At 45.7% G+C, this 20,628-nt stretch carries 23 protein-coding genes and 1 tRNA gene; 5 read left to right on the top strand and 19 right to left on the bottom strand.

Going from position 1 to position 20,628, the window contains the following annotated elements; genetic code table 11:
- Positions 1-97: 97 nt before the first annotated feature.
- From B7L70_RS00240 to B7L70_RS00220, 5 genes are all read right to left on the bottom strand, one after another.
- On the bottom strand, positions 98-760 hold the full coding sequence (locus B7L70_RS00240) for a recombinase family protein (RefSeq protein WP_081225890.1): 663 nt from the start codon (positions 758-760) through the stop codon (positions 98-100).
- A 213-nt stretch (positions 761-973) separates the two neighbouring features.
- Positions 974-1,765, bottom strand: a complete 792-nt coding sequence (locus B7L70_RS00235; RefSeq protein WP_162009057.1) for a site-specific integrase — start codon at positions 1,763-1,765, stop codon at positions 974-976.
- Positions 1,762-2,259, bottom strand: a complete 498-nt coding sequence (locus B7L70_RS00230; protein WP_143701476.1) for a hypothetical protein — start codon at positions 2,257-2,259, stop codon at positions 1,762-1,764. Before B7L70_RS00230 ends, B7L70_RS00235 begins: the two co-directional genes overlap by 4 nt.
- Before the next feature lie 104 nt (positions 2,260-2,363).
- Positions 2,364-2,478, bottom strand: a tRNA-Leu gene (locus tag B7L70_RS00225).
- A gap of 54 nt (positions 2,479-2,532) precedes the next feature.
- Positions 2,533-3,402, bottom strand: coding sequence for an amidohydrolase family protein (locus B7L70_RS00220; protein ID WP_081225887.1), 870 nt, complete (start codon positions 3,400-3,402; stop codon positions 2,533-2,535).
- 90 nt (positions 3,403-3,492) lie between these two features.
- On the opposite strand from B7L70_RS00220, the gene B7L70_RS00215 reads away from it, so the two are divergent.
- From B7L70_RS00215 to B7L70_RS00205, 3 genes are all read left to right on the top strand, one after another.
- Positions 3,493-4,092: a class II aldolase/adducin family protein gene (locus B7L70_RS00215; RefSeq protein WP_081225886.1), complete on the top strand. Its 600-nt coding sequence runs from the start codon at positions 3,493-3,495 to the stop codon at positions 4,090-4,092.
- A 25-nt stretch (positions 4,093-4,117) separates the two neighbouring features.
- Positions 4,118-4,513, top strand: coding sequence for a hypothetical protein (locus B7L70_RS00210; protein WP_081225885.1), 396 nt, complete (start codon positions 4,118-4,120; stop codon positions 4,511-4,513).
- A gap of 121 nt (positions 4,514-4,634) precedes the next feature.
- Positions 4,635-5,576 carry a zinc ribbon domain-containing protein gene (locus B7L70_RS00205; RefSeq protein WP_081225884.1) on the top strand — a complete coding sequence of 314 codons (942 nt, stop codon included), beginning with the start codon at positions 4,635-4,637 and terminating at the stop codon, positions 5,574-5,576.
- On the opposite strand, the gene B7L70_RS00200 is transcribed toward B7L70_RS00205, so the two are convergent.
- Complete coding sequence (locus B7L70_RS00200) at positions 5,573-6,625, bottom strand: methyltransferase (RefSeq protein WP_081225883.1); 1,053 nt, start codon at positions 6,623-6,625, stop codon at positions 5,573-5,575. The two genes, B7L70_RS00205 and B7L70_RS00200, sit on opposite strands and share 4 nt — an antisense overlap.
- A gap of 37 nt (positions 6,626-6,662) precedes the next feature.
- On the bottom strand, positions 6,663-7,727 hold the full coding sequence (locus B7L70_RS00195) for a polyprenol monophosphomannose synthase (protein ID WP_081225882.1): 1,065 nt from the start codon (positions 7,725-7,727) through the stop codon (positions 6,663-6,665).
- A gap of 148 nt (positions 7,728-7,875) precedes the next feature.
- On the opposite strand from B7L70_RS00195, the gene B7L70_RS00190 reads away from it, so the two are divergent.
- Both B7L70_RS00190 and B7L70_RS00185 read left to right on the top strand, forming a co-directional pair.
- The gene (locus B7L70_RS00190) at positions 7,876-8,832 is read left to right on the top strand and encodes an alcohol dehydrogenase catalytic domain-containing protein (protein WP_081225881.1); all 957 of its coding nucleotides are present in this window, start codon (positions 7,876-7,878) and stop codon (positions 8,830-8,832) included.
- Between the two features lie 63 nt (positions 8,833-8,895).
- The gene (locus B7L70_RS00185; RefSeq protein WP_081225880.1) at positions 8,896-9,720 is read left to right on the top strand and encodes a CoA ester lyase; all 825 of its coding nucleotides are present in this window, start codon (positions 8,896-8,898) and stop codon (positions 9,718-9,720) included.
- Here the strand turns inward: B7L70_RS00185 and B7L70_RS00180 are convergent.
- From B7L70_RS00180 to B7L70_RS00125, 12 genes are all read right to left on the bottom strand, one after another.
- Positions 9,712-9,993 (bottom strand): helix-turn-helix domain-containing protein, encoded by a 282-nt coding sequence (locus tag B7L70_RS00180; protein ID WP_081225879.1) that lies wholly within the window; start codon positions 9,991-9,993, stop codon positions 9,712-9,714. The genes B7L70_RS00185 and B7L70_RS00180 overlap by 9 nt on opposite strands.
- Positions 9,990-11,183 (bottom strand): ORC1-type DNA replication protein, encoded by a 1,194-nt coding sequence (locus tag B7L70_RS00175; protein WP_081225878.1) that lies wholly within the window; start codon positions 11,181-11,183, stop codon positions 9,990-9,992. Before B7L70_RS00175 ends, B7L70_RS00180 begins: the two co-directional genes overlap by 4 nt.
- A gap of 99 nt (positions 11,184-11,282) precedes the next feature.
- Positions 11,283-11,774 (bottom strand): hypothetical protein, encoded by a 492-nt coding sequence (locus B7L70_RS00170; RefSeq protein WP_081225949.1) that lies wholly within the window; start codon positions 11,772-11,774, stop codon positions 11,283-11,285.
- A gap of 24 nt (positions 11,775-11,798) precedes the next feature.
- A complete protein-coding gene (locus B7L70_RS00165; RefSeq protein WP_081225948.1) occupies positions 11,799-12,989 on the bottom strand; it encodes a glycoside hydrolase family 57 protein in 1,191 nt (396 codons plus the stop codon).
- A gap of 5 nt (positions 12,990-12,994) precedes the next feature.
- Entirely contained in the window at positions 12,995-13,543 is a 549-nt protein-coding gene (locus tag B7L70_RS00160) for a hypothetical protein (RefSeq protein ID WP_081225877.1), read from the bottom strand.
- 27 nt (positions 13,544-13,570) lie between these two features.
- The gene (ribC, locus tag B7L70_RS00155) at positions 13,571-14,032 is read right to left on the bottom strand and encodes a riboflavin synthase (RefSeq protein ID WP_081225876.1); all 462 of its coding nucleotides are present in this window, start codon (positions 14,030-14,032) and stop codon (positions 13,571-13,573) included.
- Positions 14,033-14,073: 41 nt separating this feature from the next.
- A complete protein-coding gene (locus tag B7L70_RS00150; protein WP_081225875.1) occupies positions 14,074-14,991 on the bottom strand; it encodes a hypothetical protein in 918 nt (305 codons plus the stop codon).
- The gene (locus tag B7L70_RS00145; protein WP_081225874.1) at positions 14,991-15,821 is read right to left on the bottom strand and encodes a hypothetical protein; all 831 of its coding nucleotides are present in this window, start codon (positions 15,819-15,821) and stop codon (positions 14,991-14,993) included. Before B7L70_RS00145 ends, B7L70_RS00150 begins: the two co-directional genes overlap by 1 nt.
- A 64-nt stretch (positions 15,822-15,885) precedes the next feature.
- Positions 15,886-18,528: an AAA family ATPase gene (locus B7L70_RS00140; protein WP_081225873.1), complete on the bottom strand. Its 2,643-nt coding sequence runs from the start codon at positions 18,526-18,528 to the stop codon at positions 15,886-15,888.
- 47 nt (positions 18,529-18,575) lie between these two features.
- Positions 18,576-18,896: a 50S ribosomal protein L31e gene (locus B7L70_RS00135; protein WP_081225872.1), complete on the bottom strand. Its 321-nt coding sequence runs from the start codon at positions 18,894-18,896 to the stop codon at positions 18,576-18,578.
- 22 nt (positions 18,897-18,918) lie between these two features.
- On the bottom strand, positions 18,919-19,755 hold the full coding sequence (locus B7L70_RS00130) for an NAD(P)-dependent oxidoreductase (RefSeq protein WP_081225871.1): 837 nt from the start codon (positions 19,753-19,755) through the stop codon (positions 18,919-18,921).
- A gap of 31 nt (positions 19,756-19,786) precedes the next feature.
- Positions 19,787-20,338, bottom strand: coding sequence for a THUMP domain-containing protein (locus B7L70_RS00125; RefSeq protein WP_081225870.1), 552 nt, complete (start codon positions 20,336-20,338; stop codon positions 19,787-19,789).
- Positions 20,339-20,628: the final 290 nt, after the last annotated feature.

Genomic DNA, 20,628 nt, shown 5'->3' with positions numbered 1-20,628 from the left:
GGGCACGCACCACTATTAGAGTTTACCGATTGACTACCGATATGGCACCCATCAGCGTGTGGAGGTTCATCACCCGGCTCAGCGGGAAAGAGACCAATCACAGTCCCATGGACTTGAGCCTCACTAAAAACTGGTTGTAGGATAGCACCTTAACCACGCCCCTCTCCTGGTACCTCAGCAGTCCCTGTTGCACCAGCAACCTGTAGATGGCTTTTTTGGTTAGTCCCATGCTTAGGTACTGCTTGACTACGTCGATGGGTATCTGGGTGCCCCTACGCCCAATGTGCTTGCCCATTGCCTTTGCCCTGGCCAACGCCGACCTGGTCCTCTCGCTAATCAAGGCACGCTCAATCTCGGCAGTCACGCTGAGCATTGCCAGGGTTGCCTTGCGAATAGCCTCGCCCAGGGGTGTGGACTGGATAACATTAAGCTCTGGGTGCTTGACAAACAATATGTTGTAACCCTTCTCGGTGAGGTACTTATAGGTGTCCATTACGTCGAGCATGTCCCTGCCCAACCTGGTGATGTCGAACACGATTATTGTCCTTATTGCTGGCATTGACTCAAGGGCAGTTAGCAACTGCCTGAAGCCCTCGCGCTCGAGCGCGGGCTTTGCACCGCTGACGCCGACGTCCCTAAACACACCCACGAGTGTCAGGTTGTTCTGCTTGGAATAATTCTCGATTGCGTGGACCTGGTTGTTTATGTCCTCGCCCTCTAGGCTCACCCTGGCGTAACCCACGGCTAACTGTGTCTGCATAGCGAATTAATTCCAGGTGGGGCAGGTAAATAAAACAAACCCAAGGCAGTCAATCAATGAAATTGGGTTCCAGGTGCAACCGAGGCTCGACTCGGGAAACGGGCAGTTCCAGGTGCCGTGGTTTACGGCAACCACTGCAGTGGTGGTTTGAACCAAAACTTTCGCTTAACCACCTAGTTTTTAGTAGTTCTAGTTGATTAGTTAGTAGGTAGTTCAGCAACAAACCCTGGGTGCGAATTTGATGTACCACTGCCTAAGCTCCTCGTGCCTAGGGCTCCAGTAGTGCTCAATGAGCACCCTAAACTCACTCGGCGGTGCCCTGCCCTGCAGTGTATTGACTATTGACTCTGGCACGCCCTGGCTAATCATGTGTGTTGCGAAGAACTTACGCAACTCATACAACTCAAACTCACGCCCAAGCACCTGCCTGGCTGTGTCCTTGATTTCCTTGCGTAACCTATCCCTGTCGAATGGTATGAACCTACTCGCCCAATCCTCAACATTGGGCTTGACGCCCAGGTAGTCGGCCTTAACAATCCCAAGCTTAGCCTTTACCAGGGACTCCCTCACGGGTAGGTACTCACGCTTAATCCAGTCAATGACTTCTGGGCGTAGGAATGCAATGAATGCGCGTTTTGTCTCAGTCACCTTGCTGATGTGAATCACGCCGTGTTCCAGGTCCACATCATCAATGCCCACTAGGAACGGCTCTGATGGGCGTAACCCACACTCTGCCAGGATTGTGAAGTACAGCCTGGACTCTATGGTGGGTAGTTGTTGCCAAATCTGCCTGAGTTGGTCGATGGTTGGTAACCTCACCTTGTTGTGGTTCTTCGGCCTGACAACCGTGAATGAGCTATAGAGCAGGCTGTAGAGGAGTGGGTCCCTGGGCTTGAGCACCTCCTTTAGGAACGACTTCAGGCTCGCCGTTGTGTGCCTAATGACGTGGGTCTCACCCTCCTCAGCAAGCTCGGCCAGGTACTCCCTAATCCCGTCGGGCGTCAATACCCAGTTAAGCTCAGCCAGGGCGCGCCTGATGTACCTAACCTCATCACGAATAGTCTTCTCACTAAGCCCCCCTTCAGGTGCTTGGTTCTTATGAACTCCTCAACGTCCTGCTCAGTGGCGACCCACTTAGTGCCAGCGCTCCTGACGTAATCGCCGAGGTACCTGTCCAGGTAAGAGAGCAGTATCTCCCTAAAGCCTGGGTCTGCCCTGGCCCTCGCGATAACCTTAATAACATCATTAATGCTCGCTGGCTCAGGTTCCGGCACCTGCCCAAGGAGCTTGGCTAACTCCTCATTGCTGAGGAACTTGAGGGCACGGCAAAGCAAGTCCTCGGTAACACGCCTCTTACCAGAGCGTATCATGGATATCAGGTTGAGGGTTACGCCCAAGTCACGAGCCCTGACGCCTTTCTTCTCCATCACGTAGTTGATAATCTTAACACGCTCCTCATTACCTATCTTCTCAATGTTCACAAGCTCGCAATCAACCACGGGCCCCACCTGCTATACCTATTGTTACAGCAGGGTATTTAAATCTTCTGTAACAGGAAACACATTGAGTTGTAACACGGTGATGGTGAGTTTATTTCAATCTTTGGTGCGGGGGGTGGGATTTGAACCCACGCAGGCCTTCGCCAGCGGATCTTGAGTGCGGCTCTGTTAACCTGGCTTGAGTGTCCGCCCCCTTTGTCCTGGCTCGGGCACCCCCGCAAGTCTAACTATGAATGTCTTGGATATTTAAGCCTTAATTAATGTGTTTTCGAACTACCTAGTCCTTGATAGTGGCTTTAGTATTTTCTTTGGGTTGTCACTGGCGATCTTTATTAAATCCTCCCTTGGGATTTGTATGTTTAGGAATTCCTTAAGGTTAGCCTTTATGTCATAAACCCCAGGTCCTGGATAGTCACTTCCGTAGACAGACTTTTCGCTTATTTCAGTTAGTCTGGGTATGTATTCGAGCAATCTCTTTGGTGGTATGCTTGATAGATCGGCGTAAATGTTTCGCCTTATCCTTATTAATTGGAAGGCTGTTGGTACCCAGTTTGGTCTACCCACGTGGGACATGAGTATCGTTAGCCTTGGAAAGTCTACTGCAACATCATCTACGAATATTGGGTCCCCATACTTATTCCTTGCCTTCGAGAATGCGCTCGTGCCTGTGTGTATGTAGACTGGTAATCCGTGGTCCTCGGCAAATTGGTAGACAAGCCCCAACTGCTTCAGACCGCCTTCCTCAGGTCTGTAGGCGTTTGGTTTAAGCCACATGTGCGGTGGATGAACCTTGATTGCGCTAATACCTGCCTCATACTGCCTACCCAACCAGTACCTTACCTCCTCCACAGTCAGTTCGTTAGCCTCAACACCACCTATTACGGCGAACCTATCCGCATAATCCTTAACTGCATCGATTACCTTTAGCGCATAGTCCTCCTTAGCAACGCCGAGCTTCCTAGATGGGTGCGCCATCACGCCGATATATTCAATCTCGGAATCATCAAGAATCTTAACGAACTCCTTAACACTCATCAATAGTAATTCCCTAGGTGCGTGCCACTCGTTTATCGCGAAGTTTAGCAGTTCATCGGTTATTATCTCCCTGAATACAGCATGCGTGTGCGCATCGACGTACCCCATTGCGGTACATGCACCATTGCATTTTTATTAGCTTTTAGCCTTTTCTTATAGACATGTTTTTATACCCATGGCATAACCGGGTATTAACGTATGAATGAGGCATCATTAAGAAGATCGCTTGTGGAAATATTCAGGCTTGCTTATATGAGAAGGCTTGTTGATTTACTTGGAGGTAACGTGAGCGCTAGGTTGAGCGGTGATGAGATTTTGATAACGCCCACATCCACACCAAAGGTGCTAATTAAACCACAAAGTATAGTTAAGATAAGACTTGACGGTACAGTAATATCTGGAGGAAAACCCAGCAGTGAGTGGAGGATGCATGCGGGTATATACAGGGTTAGGAGTGATATCAAGTTCGTACTCCATACACACCCACCGAACATACTAGCCCTAACCCAGGCAGGCCTTAAGGTGGATTTATCATTGAGTGAGGCGATTTCCTACATTGGCGAGGTCGCCGAGGTACCCTACCTAAAGCCAGGTAGTGCGGAATTGGCTGAGGCTGTCAGTAGAGCTATGTCTAAGGACGATGTGACGGCTGTTATTCTCAAGAATCACGGCTTGGTAACGATAGGTTCAACGCCATACGAGGCGCTCAATAGAGCCGAGGTCCTTGATGACCTAGCCTACATCACATTAATGACAACAATAGTCAAGCCTCGCCCTTCAGGGCGGGGTGGTTTTTAAGTCTGGTTGTTTGTTTTTGTTGTGGATGTTGTGTAGGGCTGTGGCTGTTGAGCTTGAGGTCACTAGGGAGCTCAATAGTTTGCTTTACTCCGTTGAGTCTGCGTACCTCAACATCGTTCGTGAGGTTGTTGAATACGCCGTTGCGAATAACGTCTTGAACGCAACCCAACTTCATAAGCTATTTTATCACAAATATAGGGGTGAGTACCAAGACTTGAACTCACAATTAATCATCCAAGCAATCAGACAAGCCTCTGCGGTTGCAAAATCATTCATCGAGAGGAGGAGGAAGGGCTTGGTGGGCAAGCCCTATCCTGAGGTTAGGAGCGTCTCGATTAGGTTTACGGAGAAGGCATGGAGTTATGAGGAGTTCGTTAAATCAATAGCCCCGGTTAGGCTTAGCCTAACTGCTCAACAGTAGGAGGGAGGTTTGGATAAAGCCGCACAAGCGCTTCTGGCAATACTGGTGGAGGGTACTAACTGGAGAAGCCGAGCTTGCGTCTACGCTAGTTGTTAAGCGTAGGTTGAACAGGTGGTATGCGGTGTTTATCTTCGAGATCAAGCCTAGGGTGGAGGAGCCAAAATCAATTGCTGCCTTCGACATCAACGAGAACACTGTTACCGTGAATAGAATTGACCTACCATCCACCGTAAGCAAGGTGGTTAACTGGAATAGGCAGTACATGATTCCAGAATTATATGCGATCAAGACGAACTTCGGCAAACTGGCTAGGAGGTATGAAAGGATTAGGAACGCAATCATCGAGATGCTCAAACAATCCTTTACATTACCAAACGGTAATTACGTGAATGTGACGAACACGAGGGAGTTTAGGAAGCGTGTGAAGCACCTAAGGGAGGGGGTTAGGAAGGTTGGTCGTGTCAGGCATGTGGCGAGTGAGTTAACCAAGAACCCATCAATCATAGTCACAGAGGAGCTTGGCGAGAAACCACAGGAGGAGATGATTAATGGCGTGGGCAAGGGTGAGCTTAGGCATAGAATAAAGCAAACACCGTTTAAGAGTATTGAGGAGGCTGTTGGGGATAAGGCTTTGGAGAGGGGTTCGAAACTCGTTAGAGTCTCATCATACAGAAACAGTAGGGTGTGTCCAATACACTTCACAAGGCTTGAGAAAACAGATGATTGGCATGTACTAAAGTGCCCACTTGGGCATTATGTAGATAGGGACTACGCATCCGTGATGAATATGTTGTGGAAAACAACGCCAGAAGCATGGACAAAGGCGTTTTGGTGGGACTTGAAGAGACTGAGCAAGAACATGAACTGGAGAAAGCACGAAAATAAATCAAACCCGATAATACCATACACCACCGTACAGTACCTGCACGCAATGCTAAAGACCTTCACGGCCAGCGAACAAAGCCCCGCAATGCCGGCCCGGGCCAAACCCATGAACCCAGCCAGAGAAGCCAATGAAGACCTGGCGAGGAAACCTCCCAAAAAAGGAGGAGGTCAGCCTTAATCCTTAGTAATAAGGAATATGGTGCTCCAAATACCACCCTGATTAACGACTCTCTCATTAATTATTCTAAACCCATAATCATTAGCTAATCTCTTCACCAGGGATTTCCTAATCGTGATTGTAATGAAAGACGACCTGTCACGCAACAAATCCCTCAGTGTCTTAAATAACGTGTCATATAACGCGGTAACTCCCTCAATGGGTTCGATCCTAATACCAAATGGTGGATTGAAGGCTGCGTGATCACAGGCGCCATTTTTAATGGCGGGTTTCCTGGAGTCCATAACTACGAAATCAATCAATGAATCCACACCAGCTTCCCTGGCATTAAGCGTGGCGCCCTTGACATAGCCATAATCAATGTCTACACAAAGGAAGGTTAAATCACGTCTATACAGAGCGCCTTCGATCACAATAGTCCCACTGCCACAGGTTATATCGCAAATCCTCGTAAATGGCTTAGGATTTAACATCCTAATCATTGCGTTAGCAAGTATTGGGTTTATGGCGGCTGGATGATTAAATACCCTATACGACCTATTTTTCAGTGGTTTGCGAGTTATTGATGCACCAAGGATGCACCTATCATGGTCTATCACTAATCTTAACACGAGGTCGGCATTGTCGAGGTTAAAGATGGGTTTGGGACCAAGTTGGCTCAGGAATTCCGTGATTCTCTCTCCAAGTAGCGCTGCGGCGTCAGGGCTTTTGAAATCGTGATCACCAGACCTATCTGCCTCAATGCCCAATGACGTGTTTGGCGTGTAATAATTCAATAGGTTATTCATGTTCAATTTCCAAATGCACCTCCTCAAGCTCTCGAGGTCCTTATCAACAAAACCCTCGCCAATGATCAATATTGCATGCTCCACAGTCCTTAAGCTCCTAAGCTCCCCATACGTTGCATCGCTTAAGTTAACCAATACCTTACCTGTAACTGAGGACTTACCAAATACTTCAGCATGTACAACCTTGTCTCCAAACCTTTCCATAACCTCATCAATGACCACATCCTCAATTCCTGAGACAGTTGTAAGTAATACAATCATTAGTCAATAATCAACCCAGTTCAGAGGGAATAAAACTTTACGCATGAATAACGTGGATCTCGATTGGGCTTATCTGTATGATCCTTAACGTCAATATTAACTGTGCTACTGCTGAAATAATGAGTACCACAAGTACCGGTATCGATGCTTCAAATAATAGTAATTTTATCATAACGACCGTGTACTTAACCGCATGGTAATTAATGTAATTCCTAAACCTTGGTTTAATACCCATTAATACTTGGTAAAGCGTTATTACCGTAATTAGTGAGAGTTCGAGTGATAATACATTCCCAAGAAGTGCGTTCATACTAGATAAAGCATGAAATATTGCATAACCAACTAGGGAACCTATTATAAGGGATAGTAAGTACTTAAATACTGAGTAATTACTAAGCTTAAGCACGAGTTGTGCGTAATTCATGAGCTCCTTACTATTTAATTTGCTCTTACCATAAGCCCTACTCCTAAATACATATGGAATCTCAGCAACCTTAAAGCTGCTACCATACGCTACATGCGCTACCGTTAATAACTCAAGGATTAATTTATACCCAGCAGAGTCGCTTAATGAATCAATAAGACCCCTCAACCTATCACCTCTAATTGCAAAGAAACCACTTACGGGATCTCTAATGCTGCGAACCCATGGCATCAATAACCTAGCCATGTACGTAGCACCCTTACTAATCATAAGTCTCGTAAACGACCAACCTGCAACGCCGCCACCGTTGGTGTACCTACTGGCTATGGCTAAGTCATAGCCATTAAGTACAGCATTGACTAGGCTAGGTACAACCTCAGGTGGGTGCTGAAGGTCAGCGTCCATAACAACAATAGTGTCAGCGCCTTTATCAATACAAGCCTTCATACCAGTCCTTATTGCGCTTCCCAAACCAAGTCTTACACCTCTCTCTATTAGTAATGCCTTATTCGTTGATCTCGAGAACTCATAAACAACATCCTGAGTTCCATCTGTGCTTCCATCATCAACTACAACCACAAGCCAATCATAACCACTCAAAACCTCACTTAACCTGGGCAGTAATACCCTTAGGTTATCGGCTTCATTTATTGTCGGCAACACAACACAAACGTCCACGGTTTACTCAATAAGAAGCGATTAAATTAAGATTACGCTGGGGCTGAATGACGACATGCACGTGATCGATTTCGTACCAGGATAAATAGTCTCAATATAATATATACACTCAGTATTTATTTAATAGGCGTAACTGGACAGCGATTCAATGCGAGTTCGCGCAGCAGTCTTGAGGGAGTTCAAAAAGCCCTTCAGCATTGAGGAGTTTGATATTGGTGAACCAGGTCCTGGAGATGTTATGGTTAAGGTTAGGGCTTCCGGTATTTGCGGTCGTGACCTAGTTATTTGGAGGGGTGGCTTTAGAAACTTAAGACCTCCCCTGATTCTTGGTCATGAGATCTTCGGTGAGGTTAATGGAAGAGCCGTGGGCATCTTTGGTGCAATAACCGATGGTACCTGCCCATACTGTAGGGCTGGTAAGGAGAACCTGTGCGTTAATCTTCAATTCTTCGGTGAGAGTAGGCCTGGCGGTTATGCCGAAGCCGTTATTGCGCCCGCGGGTAATGTATTCGAACTGCCGGATAGCGACTTCGTTAAGTACGCAGCCGCCGTGTGCCCACTGGCAACTGCTATACATGCAAGTAAATTGGGTAATGTTGGTCCTGGGTCTAGGGTTCTCGTTACAGGTGCCGGTGGTGGTGTTGGTATTCATACGATACAATACCTCAAGCACCTTGGTGCCCACGTGATATCCATAACATCACCCCAGAAGGCCGACTTTGTTGCTAAGTACTCGGATGAGGTTATTACTGACAGAGATTTTTCAAGGAAGGTTAGGGATGTTGATGTGGTCCTTGAGGTAGTTGGGTCCGCGACGATAAATGAGAGCCTTAGGGCATTGAAGCGTGAAGGGGTTTTGGTGCTCATTGGTAATACTGAGGGTGAGGAGATAAGACTAGCCAGACCTGCCCTCACAGTAATGAGGGAGCACAGAATCATTGGCTCTGCCGCATACACAAAGAACGAAGTTCTAGAAGCCGTTAGGCTACTACATAAGGGTGCTGTAAAACCTGTCTTCAGGACTTACGCCTTTAATGATGTGAATAGGGCCTATGAAGACCTTATCAACCAGAGGGTTCTTGGTAGGGCTGTTCTCGTATTTTAACACTATAATTGCTTTAGAAATGATTGGCGATAAACTTATTACCCTTCCGGAAGTTTTCATGCAGTGGTCTTCAGGCGTTCCCAATTGTTCGTCCCCGGCAATAATGAGCACATGATTAGAAAAGCCGCGCTTGAGCTAAGGCCGGATTCCGTGATTATAGATCTTGAGGATGCGGTGCCTATTGATGGTAAGGAGAATGCCCGTAAGTTAATAAGTGAATTATTGCCACAGCTTGACTGGGGTAATAAGGAGCTCTGCGTTAGGGTTAATGCTCCCAACACGCCCTGGTTTTATGGGGATATCGATACGGTCATGAAGATAGACAATGTGAGGTGCATTGTAATCCCCAAGGCCGAGTTCGACCTTGGTTTTATCTATAAGGCAACTGGTAAGGAGATAGAACCTTTAATAGAGACTGCAAGAGGACTTTTAAATATCGAGGAAGTTATCAGGAGTGAGGGAGTTACCGCAGTATCGTATGGAATAGTCGATTTCGCACTATCAGTCGGTGGGGTATTGCAGGCCTACGAGTCTAACCAAGTCCTGAGGACTATGGTTGTATCCGCAGCTAGGGCTTACGGTGTTGACCCAATTGATCGTGTATACTTTGATATTAAGAACATTGAAGGCTTCAGGAGAGAGTGTGTTGAAGCCAAGTCCCTTGGTTTCGTTGGTAAGCAGGTTATTCACCCAAGCCAGATACCCATAGCCAATGAAGTATTCTCGCCGAGTAAGGAGGAAATTGAGTGGGCAAGGAGGGTTGTTGAGGCTTATGAGAAGGCTGTTAGGGAGGGTCATGGTGCCATAAGTCTTGATGGGCAATTGGTCGATCATGTGCATTATAGGTTGGCTAAGAGGATTCTTGATTTTGCCAATCAACTAGGTTGATGGGTTGCCCTCCAATTCTCGAAACAGGTTCTCTATGGCTATGACCCTAGGGTCATCCTCAACAAGCCTTACTATCCTAATCCTACCAAACTTCCTCTCCTCAGCGATACCAAGCCTCTTGAGCGCCTCGATGTGGTGCTCAATAACCTTATAATTAATCCCTAAATCCCTAGAGAGTCTTGTGATGTTAATCTCCCTATACCTAATCAATGCCCTAATTATCCTAATCCTAACCCGCGATGAGAAGGCGTTCTCTATGAAATCGGTGCTCACGTACCCAACTCACCCCCTATTATCTTCCTCAATTCCTCCTCAAGAGTTGCCAATGGTTCTGATGGTATTGAAATAAGCGTTGTTCTACCCCTCATACCCTTACTAGACGTCCTAGTCTCCACAAACCCCTTCATGTTCAAGTCCTTCAGGTACTCCCACAATTGTGTGTGCTTCCTTGGTTCCTCATTATATTGCTCACACAATATTTGATACTCATTCTCAGCGGTACCGAATGGTATGTATGGTGAATTGGGGTTCTTCATTAAACTCCTGACTATAGCTAACAGGAATATCTTTTCATGTAACGGCAACATTCTCAATTCCTCACTCCTTATTCCCCTGAGCGTATTCTTAATGGCCTCCCTGACATGCTCCGGCAAGATCCTGTCTGAACCTCTCATTTCCGCAATCTTCGCAGACCTCCACAGTATATCGATTGCATACCTAGCGTCTCCTCTATGGTCATTAGACTGCCACTCATCCACACCGGCGACATCCGCTATCATCTCCAGGATTTCCTCATCGTAAGCGCCATCCATTAATGCCTCCTGGGCTCTTGATAGTAATATCTCGAAGATCTGATCCTTCGTGTATGGCTCGAACCTTATTATAGCATTACCAAGTGAGCTTTGGGAGCTCCTGTCCAATTGATCCCTGAATGTGAGGTCTTGACTTATCAGTACTATTCCGAACCTGTACTTATCACCCCTACTCACGTACTCCTCACCAAGCCTTATTAATGTGCCTAATGCATGCGGACCACTATTATTGACAAGGTGGAATACATCGTCGAGTGTGATTATTGCGTAAATGTTCTTCTCCTTAACCACATCAAGTAAGATCTTAAGCATCTCTTCCGTTGAGAAGCCCCTCTTTGGGACTGGTATGTTCAATTGCAAACCAACATCCTTTAGCACCGAAATAAGTGTTCTATTGAGGAAGCAGGACACGTGCACATACCTAACAACCTTACTGGACTGCATCACGTAATTCCCAAACTTCCTGCTCGTGACAGTCTTGCCACTACCAGGCCTACCAATAAGGATCACCTTTGGATACATCGAACCTGGATTCTCAAGAAACCCGCTGAAGTATGTCTCGAGTTCTTTCAATTGCTCCTCCCTATAGGGTAGCTTACTCGGTATATACTCCGGTGTTAGTGCTGCTTCGTTTTTAAATATCCTAGGCATTTATATTACTTCTGTAGAGAGGTAAAAAATAGTTTTTGGTTACTAGATAATCAATAACCTAGAGTAGACCAAAACTTTCGGTGAACTCTCACATTGAACCTAAACTCTAACGTATACCCTCGAACCTACGTATATGCCAGCCCAATTGTCCAATCCCTCAACAACAACCGCACAATCACTTTCACCCCTAAACACCGCATGAACCCCCTTATCCCTCAGAAAATTAATTATTGCCCTCTCACAGGAATCATCACTAATTGGTGAATTACGTAGCCTGCACCTAACAATGAAGGACCTACAACCACTCCCTAAGTTCCTGCTCACAATGTTGATTATATCATTAAGATTGTTGTAATTACCTTCATCTATTATCGGCACAATAGTTGTCAACGCATTATCGGGTATTGGGGAGTTTATTAAAATGCTGGCAATATCCCTAGAATCTCTTGTGGTCTCAATTAGGAGAACCCCGCGAAATACGGTACCTCTAATATTGATGTTACGATCTATTAAAAACAAATAATCCCTAATGTCCTGCTTTAATGAGTGTTCGAACGATAACTCAACAGTAACTATCACCTTACTAACCATTAGAATTGCCACCCACGTGAATAACTAGCGCCTATTGGACAATGCGCATGCTAACCCAATCACAATATCCTCAACAACCTTAAACGCTGTGAAGGCTGATTTATACGGATTAAAGTAATTATGCACCTCACCACTGGGTCCATACTTCATGGACATGTAGTAATAATGATCGCTCGTTAATAAATACCTCCAGGTCTTATATAACCCATTCCTTCTCATTAGATTGCCAATCGATACAACATGCGCCAACGCGATTTTCTGGAGGTCATTACCCTGCCACGCGCTATCATCCTTCTCAACATCAGCCCAGGAAATAGCATATGGCACATCAAGGTAATCAACGGGATCCTCATTAACCAAGTTCGATGGGTGTATAAACCTCACATCGGCCCTAGCCGCCTCCTTCGGTAACCACTCGAGAAAGTCGAAGATACCACTCTCACGCCAATGATGCTCACCGAAGGTTTCGAAGTCCAATCCTATCAATACGAAATCCCCGGGCGTTGCCCTTATCCAAGCCATGTACTTATCCGCGGTCAATGGCCATTGATCCCACGATCTATTACTAAACCTAAAGCCAACATCGTCAGACAACCTATAATGCCTAAGCAATAACTTAATCTTTGATGTTGGTGATCCATAAACATACGTGGGGCTCCTCCAACCCAACAACCAATCAACCCCCTCAGTCAGCACTATTGACGCACCAGCCCTCTCCATAACCACACCCCAATCATTCCGGTACAGGAATTCCGTATTCTCAAACGCAACAGGTCTTTGTCTAAATAGTGATTCGTAAATTTCCACGTGAGCCTTCAGCTCATCTAAAAATAACTCCTCACTTACGAATGACGCGAGTGAGTGATGATAGGGCTCGGCAACAAGCTCGATAACGCCGTTTTTCACCAACTCCTTTATTAATTCAATTACCTCAGGTCTCCACATTAGTAACTGGTCGATTAACGAACCAGAAATAGATAAAGAAACCCTAAAGCCTTCGTTAGAAATGTCCCTCATTAACTCAAGAGTTGGTATATAGGATCTCTCGACAACCCTGTTCAGGACCTCCTTATTGGCATCGTCATTAAATATCAATGGGCTAATGATCGAGTCATTAACCTCACTTGGCCTTAAGTCGCATAATTTATTAAGTACATTGGACCTTAATCTCCTCGGTTGGTGCATCTCGAGGAAAAATACGACACCCTTAACCATCATAATCACTCATCAAGCCACTGATACATACTATGTAACTGCCTTATATCATGCTCAACCCTCGATTTAACATTAACCAAAAACTTTATCAGCTCATCAATCATACCGTCAGTCAATTTCCTCCTCTCCTTAATCATGTTTAGGAATTTCGTGATTAAATCAAGATTTATCAACGCATCTATCACGGTCTTGCCATAGATAGACTCATCAACCCCATCGCACGTCAATAATAATTCCTCGGATGATTTCAGTCTATCACCATTCATTAACCTTATAGTTATCCTTATTGAATTATTGTTAGCGCTCAAATACAATTTAACCCTGTTTATACTCAACTTAACGCCAATACCCATGGTCAACACCTGGTACCAAGTCATCTCCCTATCAAACCCCAAATCATCACTTACACTAATGCTTGGGCACTTACTACCGTACTTAAACACGTACTCGGAAACCAGTGGATTATCCCTCTCCCTAATCCTAACTATCGCATTATTACTAATCAACTCACTGAACACTTTATTAGATAGCTCAATTACGGTACTCACACCCATGCAAACCACATAGAACTAATAAAGCTTTTACTTAACGATAGGCCCAACATCGGGTCTACCCTGCCTCAACCCTGTCCCAGCCCACCTCGTCAACTCACCCCTGAGCATCAGCACCAAGTTTCTTGCATGCTTTCTGGACCTATCCACGGCTATGTCGAACAACTCCTTTTCATTACCAGCCTCATCCTCGTGAACAGTCACGTCTATTATCGGCTTATCATACTCTATCTGAAGCATTATTAACCCCATGGAGGCCACGGCATAGGTTATCTTATCGGTTAAGCTCGGCCCTATCCAACCAAAGACTATCACTGCGTCAACGCCCTTATTGATTAATTGTTTTGCAGCCCACGGTGTATTCTTAAAGCCAGGAACTGTTATTCTTTCTATGATCACGGATGGCTCATTGTTCTTCAATTCCTCAATCGCATACCTAGCCATATCCACCCGAGCAAACGTTGTGTCAACAATCCCAACCTTCAGGGTCATAAAGCCCGAGATCACCATTATAATTTATATGTATTTAAAGATCATTGCCTTATCTCTAGGAATTTACTAATGTTCAACTTATCCACAGACTCATCTATAGTGCCTATGGTGCAGGTGCTCGAACCATGCCTATAGAGGACCTTCTCACCGCCTCTCGTAATCCTGACAACGAGCGTACCCTCCCTACCACACACCGGGCACCTACCAACCGCGATTGTAACCCATGTCCTCTTTACCGACCTTGCCCAATCAGCAACCCTCCTTAAATAATCCCTAAGGCTCTCCCTAGTTACCTGTGTTGGCGGTATCAACTCGCCCTTATCGCTTACTTGCTGTGTGGTGGCTTGGTTAGTTCCCTGCACGAGCAGCGAGTTTTGGATCTCCCCCACTATCTTAGCGGTATCGCTGGGTAGTACAACTTCATCCCCTAAGTAGTTAAATGGACAGGCGTTCCTTATGGGGCAGATGGTACAGCTTATGGTCTTTATATTGACCTCCCTGTTCTTAACCGATTTTATAGCGGCTTCTAGCAGGGTTTTACCCCACTCTGGCTTTATTGCTATTGACGTTCCCTCCTCAATGTCCTCGCCTACGTTCTTAGATAGGTAATGAAGCTGCACCTCAGAGTTCAATAGGGCTGCGACGAGCAATGCCTCGACTATGTGCGTCTTAACGTTTTCCTTAAGCATCATTAACTTAGGCAATACGATGGTCTCGCCGCACTTTAATAGTCTTGGTAATTCCATGGTTAAATCCTCAACCTTTATTATGTGCTTCTCAGGTGTGCATATCGTAAGGACTCTTGGTAGATATTCTGTGTATGCCTCATCCATTATACTAACGTCCCTCCTAAGGGACAATAGTGAGCACTTGGCTATGGAGGTTACGAAGTGGAAATCCTTGTTTTGCAACTTACCCAGCAGGTAATTGGCCAAGTCCGTTAGCTCTTCGAGGCTCATTACCCAATCACCTTAACCCCGGCCTTTGAAACCTCGCTCTTTACGTAGTCCAGGTAATTATCGAGTAGCTCCTTAGCTGGTAGTATCGATTCGTGAGGGTTCCTAGTCCTCATTATGCATATATCCCTAAACCTGCAAACCTTGCATGATGTTGTCTTAGCTATTAAGGCACCAATATCCCCACCTTCAACAGCCTTAACCCACAATTTGAAGGCGTAAATGACCGGGTAACCAACCTCGGGTATAACCTCGATAGGCACTATGTTACGTAGTATACCATCGGTGAGCACCATGTATAATATGTAGGTGTTCTTATTGCCGGCTGCCGCGTAGAAACCGGCTTGGATTAGGTCATGGAGAAGTCTGTTTTTCGTAACCCTACCCATTATTGTCTTAAACTCCAGGTAATAATCACCGCAATCTAGGTCGGGCTTACCTCTCATGGTCCAGTCATGGTGCGTGTACATGACCTCCACGCCCTCAATGCACTTACTACCAAGCCTATTCTTAACCTCAGTAATTGCTAGGTTGTGTATCATCTTACCGAGTAGGTGCATTGTTATATCACCCCAATCAATGCTTGGGCTCTTCCCAGTCAGGTAGTAACTGGGTATTAGGGAGCATTGCGTGAATAAACCGACGGGTACGTTGCCGGGGCTTATCTTAACCATAGAGTCCCTTATCTCATTGAAGATCACTTTACTCAGTCCAACATCCCTATTAATCGCCTCACTAACCTCTTTCATGATGCTTGTTATTGAATATCCATCCCTTACCAATTTCGTTACTTCCTCAATTACATTTCTCAATGCCTCGGGTACCTGGCTCATGGCGCTATTGTGGAGGGACCCCTTTAAATTACTAAGTCCAGGTCTGGACTTGGTATTATTTCAATTAAATAAACAGATTAGCTCTCCTCACGAAGTCCTCATACTGATTAAGCAGTTCCCTACTTAGTGATGGGTGAACCCTACCTAGGGCATACTCAAAATCCTCCCTCTTGATCATGACCCTTTCATCACCACCCAACACCCTGTCCAAGGCCCTCATCTTTGCCTCCCTAACAAGTGCCGCAAGATCTGCGCCACTGTAACCCTCGGTGGCATCGGCTACCCAGTCAATGACTCCATCCTCAACCTCTGCACCCTTAAGGTGCACCCTCAGAATCTCACGCCTAGCGTCCTTATTGGGTGGTGGTATGTATATCACCTTATCGAATCTGCCGGGCCTAAGCAACGCCGGGTCTATAGACCAAGGCCTGTTTGTGGCCGCTATCACAATAACGTTATTTAAGCCCCTAATGCCATCCATCTCCGTCAATAGTTGCGAAATCACACTGGACCAGACTGCACCTAAAGGCGAATCCCTAGGCGGTGCCACCGAATCGATTTCATCAATGAAGATTATGGCTGGTGAGTTATCACGAGCCATGTTGAATACATCCTTAACAACAGCCGCCGCCCTCTCCGGACCCACCCTAGCCAATTCTGCGCCGTTAAGTTCTACGAAGTTTGCCCTAAGCATATTTGCTGTTGCCTTGGCAACAAGCGTCTTACCAACACCAGGCGGTCCGAAGAGTAGTATGCCGTGGATTGGTTCAATACCGAGTTTCTCCAGGATTTCCCTTTTCTGCATTGTGGCCACCACGTACTTATTTATCAAGGCCTTTACCTCCTCGAGATCACCAACATCATCCCAGGAAACCTCAGGAATACCCACCTGAGGTTTTCCGTATGTCCTCAATCTACTATACTGTAATCTGAAGGCTTCGTACTTCTCGAGTAGGTCGTAGGTGAGGCTCGGTTTATACTTACTAATTATATTTTCTAGGTCACCTTGGGTTATTGGCCTGTTCTCTTTAAGTGACATCAGCACGGCTGTCCTAACCACATTCATCATGTCAGCGCCTGTGAATCGATCAGCCAGCTTGGCAAGCTTGGCGTAATCAATTGGCCCCTGCACGGGCTTACCCCTGAGCATCTGTTCAAGCATTTTAGCCCTAACCTCCTCACTAGGTGGTGGTATGTATATCACCTTGTCAAACCTGCCAGGCCTAAGTAGGGCTGGGTCTAGTAGGTCTGGTTGGTTCGTCGTGCCTATTATTAGCACGCTCTCGTTTCTCTTCATTATACCATCCATCTCACTAAGCATTATATTTAGTAATCTGGGTGTTACATCATCACTAACATACCTGGTCCTAGCTTTGCCGATGGCGTCGAGCTCATCAATTATTATTACCGATGGGGCATAGTTCCTGGCAGCCTTAAATAATTCAGCGAGCCTATTCTCGCTCTCACCGTAGTACTTACTTAATAGTTCACCTAGGTTCATGATTATTGCGGTCCACCCTAGCCTACCAGCTATTGCCCTTGCTAGCATGGTTTTGCCAACGCCAGGTGGTCCAAAGAGTAGGACGCCATGTATCGGCATTAAGCCGTACTTCTGCGATAACCCAGCATTCCTGAGCGGTGTTATCACCGACGACTCTATCTCATCCTTAACGTCATCTAAACCAACGACCTCATCCCACTCATTAGCCATAGCCTTTAACTCATCCTTGTTCAATATCAATTGGTACCCACGTTCAAGGGCTATGGCTGACTGCTTCTCCTCCTCCTCGAACCTAACCTCAATCAGTCTGAAGTGCATGATGGGTAATAACGCCAAGCTAATGATTAAGGCATATGGTAAACCTCTAACTAGTGTGTCAACATCAATACCCTGGTAAAGACCGAAGTATGGATTCATGTAAAATAATAAGTAGGTAAGGACTGCGTAGGCAGCCATAGTACCCACAGCAGGCGCTAACAACCTGACTACCTGATTCCCATGAAGCCTCAACCTACTGGACACGACATAGGCTGTGTACGCCGCCAACGCCATTAGGGGTGGAAGCACATACGTGGTAGTCCAAGTAAACACCCTATATAATGCCTGACCTAACCCATAAAGTCCAACATCCATGCCACTAAATGCGCTGACTAGTTCCGTGTACGTGAGTGATTGTAATGGGGCCAATTCGGCATTGACTGGGCCAAACCAGGGAACTTGGGTGTTCGCATTTAGTAATAGTAGTGTTGGTATGTAAAGCACCAGGAATGTTATCAGGGACTTCAGTGGCGTAACCCTCCTCGTAACCCCTATCGTTAAGCTCGGTGATGTTAGTATCAATGGTATCGACAAGACATGGAATTGGTTGGGTATGATTGAGAATTCCCAAGCCAGTAAGCCAACACCAACACCGAGCCAGTCAAAGGCACTAATTAATATTATGAGCACTAGGATAAGTAGCAATGTGCCTAGGGCGGCGTAATGATAAACATAGAGTAGCGCCGGTATTAGAAGTATTATCATTATTGCAAAGCCGAGCTTCGTATGACCTGAATAGGCTAGGGCTGATGTAATAATTATTATTAATAGGGCTATGGGTAATGGGTAGAATGGGAAGTCCCATATGAAGGCTACCGCTGCTATTGCTAGGTACAGCACACCTGTGAATAACCTGGACAATACACGCAATGCTTTGGCGCCAACCACGTTGAAGAGGTAGTTTAGGAGGGCTTAAAAAATGATTAGTTACAATATCATTGGGTTTTTTGAGACTTCTCCTCCGCCTTACTCTCAGCTTCCTTAGGAACGTTTAACGTGACCCTAACAATACCATCACTATACTTAGTAACCTTAACCTCAATACGCCTTGGTGGTTTCTCAATACTCCTGGACCAAACATACTCATTGACTTCATTATCAATCCTAACCTTATCAGGGTCAACCTTCATATGCCTAGCCACAAAACTCCTAATTAACCTGATGGCGTATGGTGACCTCTTGATCCTCGATACCTCCCTAGTCCTCCTGAGGTTAATCACGTAAACCCGCTCAACCTCAACCTTAGCGCTCTCCATCGATGCACGGATAATTCATGTATTAATAAGCATTATTTTTGCCGAAACCCTCAAGCTCGAGAATCCCAGCCCTTACGTAATCCTCATTGCCAAGGCCCAGGGCAGAGAGTAATTCGTAAAGTGCCTTTACGGCTGATGACACAACCATCGGCGTTTTTGCATCCCCCGCTGATTTCACGGCATAGTGAACATCCTTAGCTGCCAAACTTAGTGTGAAGGATGGTGGTGCCTTTGGGCTTATGATCCTGTCAAGGTACTTATCTGCAATATCCTTAAACGCAGTCCTCCTTAATAAATCCTTTAATGTCTCATTATCAACACCGTAGGTCCTACCAAGATTCACATACTCCCCCAAGAGTGCCATTGAACCTATCAGAAGTGCGTTGTAAGCTAGTTTTAACGCCATTGCCGACTCGGCGGTGGGTAATCGAATAATCGTTCCTAGTTTATCAAACACGTCCTTAACCTTATTGTACACAACCTCGGCGCCGCCAACAAGGTATATTGCGCTACCTTTCTCCACATCACCAGGTCCGCCAATAACTGGTGTTGCCAATAACCCAACATTTGACCCAATAAGCCTGGTACTTAATGCTCTAATTGCGGCAACGCTGTATGTACCAGCCAGGGCTATTACATCACCGCTGATTCCCTTAATGACCATGTTTAGGGCATCATCGTCGGAGACAAATATGAAGACAAGGCCTCGAGCTTGTGAGACGTCATTTAAGGCCTTTGCAGGTAATCCCTTAAGCTTATCCCTAGTCCTATTCCAGGCATAAACTGTAAAGCCCTGATTAGCTAGTCTCCTTACTAGTGCGCTGCCCATTCTACCAGTGCCTATTACTGTAATATCCATCAATGAGCAATCAGGTGTGGGTATTAAAGGGTTATTGCGATTGTGAGGTGTTGGTTTGTTGAGTATTGAGGTTGATTTTCATGAGGGAGAAAATATCATCTTCCTTAATGACACTTATGCCGGTCCTTGACGGAAAGACCTCAACCTGGATTACCTTATCCGGATTCTCTAGCTTAACCTTATTACCTATCTTACTGGCTATCGAGTCTATGATATCCATCCTATCCAAATCAACACCCCTCTTCCTAACCTCAACCTTGTAAGTCTCGCCAGAACCCAAGTACCTACTCGCCAATTCAACAGCCGCGCTGGCTATAGCCTCGATGTTCGTGTTTACCGTCATCATTATAGGTACAACCTTAAGTACAAAACGGGGAATATAACGACCACTACTCACAAGCTCCTTAAGCCTTCTCGTGAACTCCACTGGATCTCCATCGACATAACCTGTTATTAATCCATCAAAACCCGTGAATGAGGTCTGCGCAATCCTCATGCCAATCAACTCACCTATGTACTTAAGCTCGTCAGCACACCTACCCTCTAACCTCCTCCCCGTCGATACAACGAGGTTAAAGTCCATGTGGACCGAACATAACATTAAACAGCTTATTAATAAACCACACCTATAACGATCAACAATTGGTCGCAACAGTCTCCTCATTAGGATAACTTTACAGTGAGGTGATGGTTTATTGGTTAGGTAATGCTTTTAAAATCGGATTTAAATCATTGTTGACCAATTATGAATAACCTAGTTATGGAAGAGGAGGAATGGGGTGAAGAGGAAGAGGAGGAGTGGGAAGAGTTCGAGGAAGAATGGGAAGAAGAGTTATGATCCGATCTATCCTTTAAATGATTAAAAATAGAATC

The organism is Vulcanisaeta sp. EB80, assembly GCF_002078205.2.
Note: the sequence above shows the minus strand (reverse complement) of the source record. Positions and strands in the feature narration are given on the sequence as shown.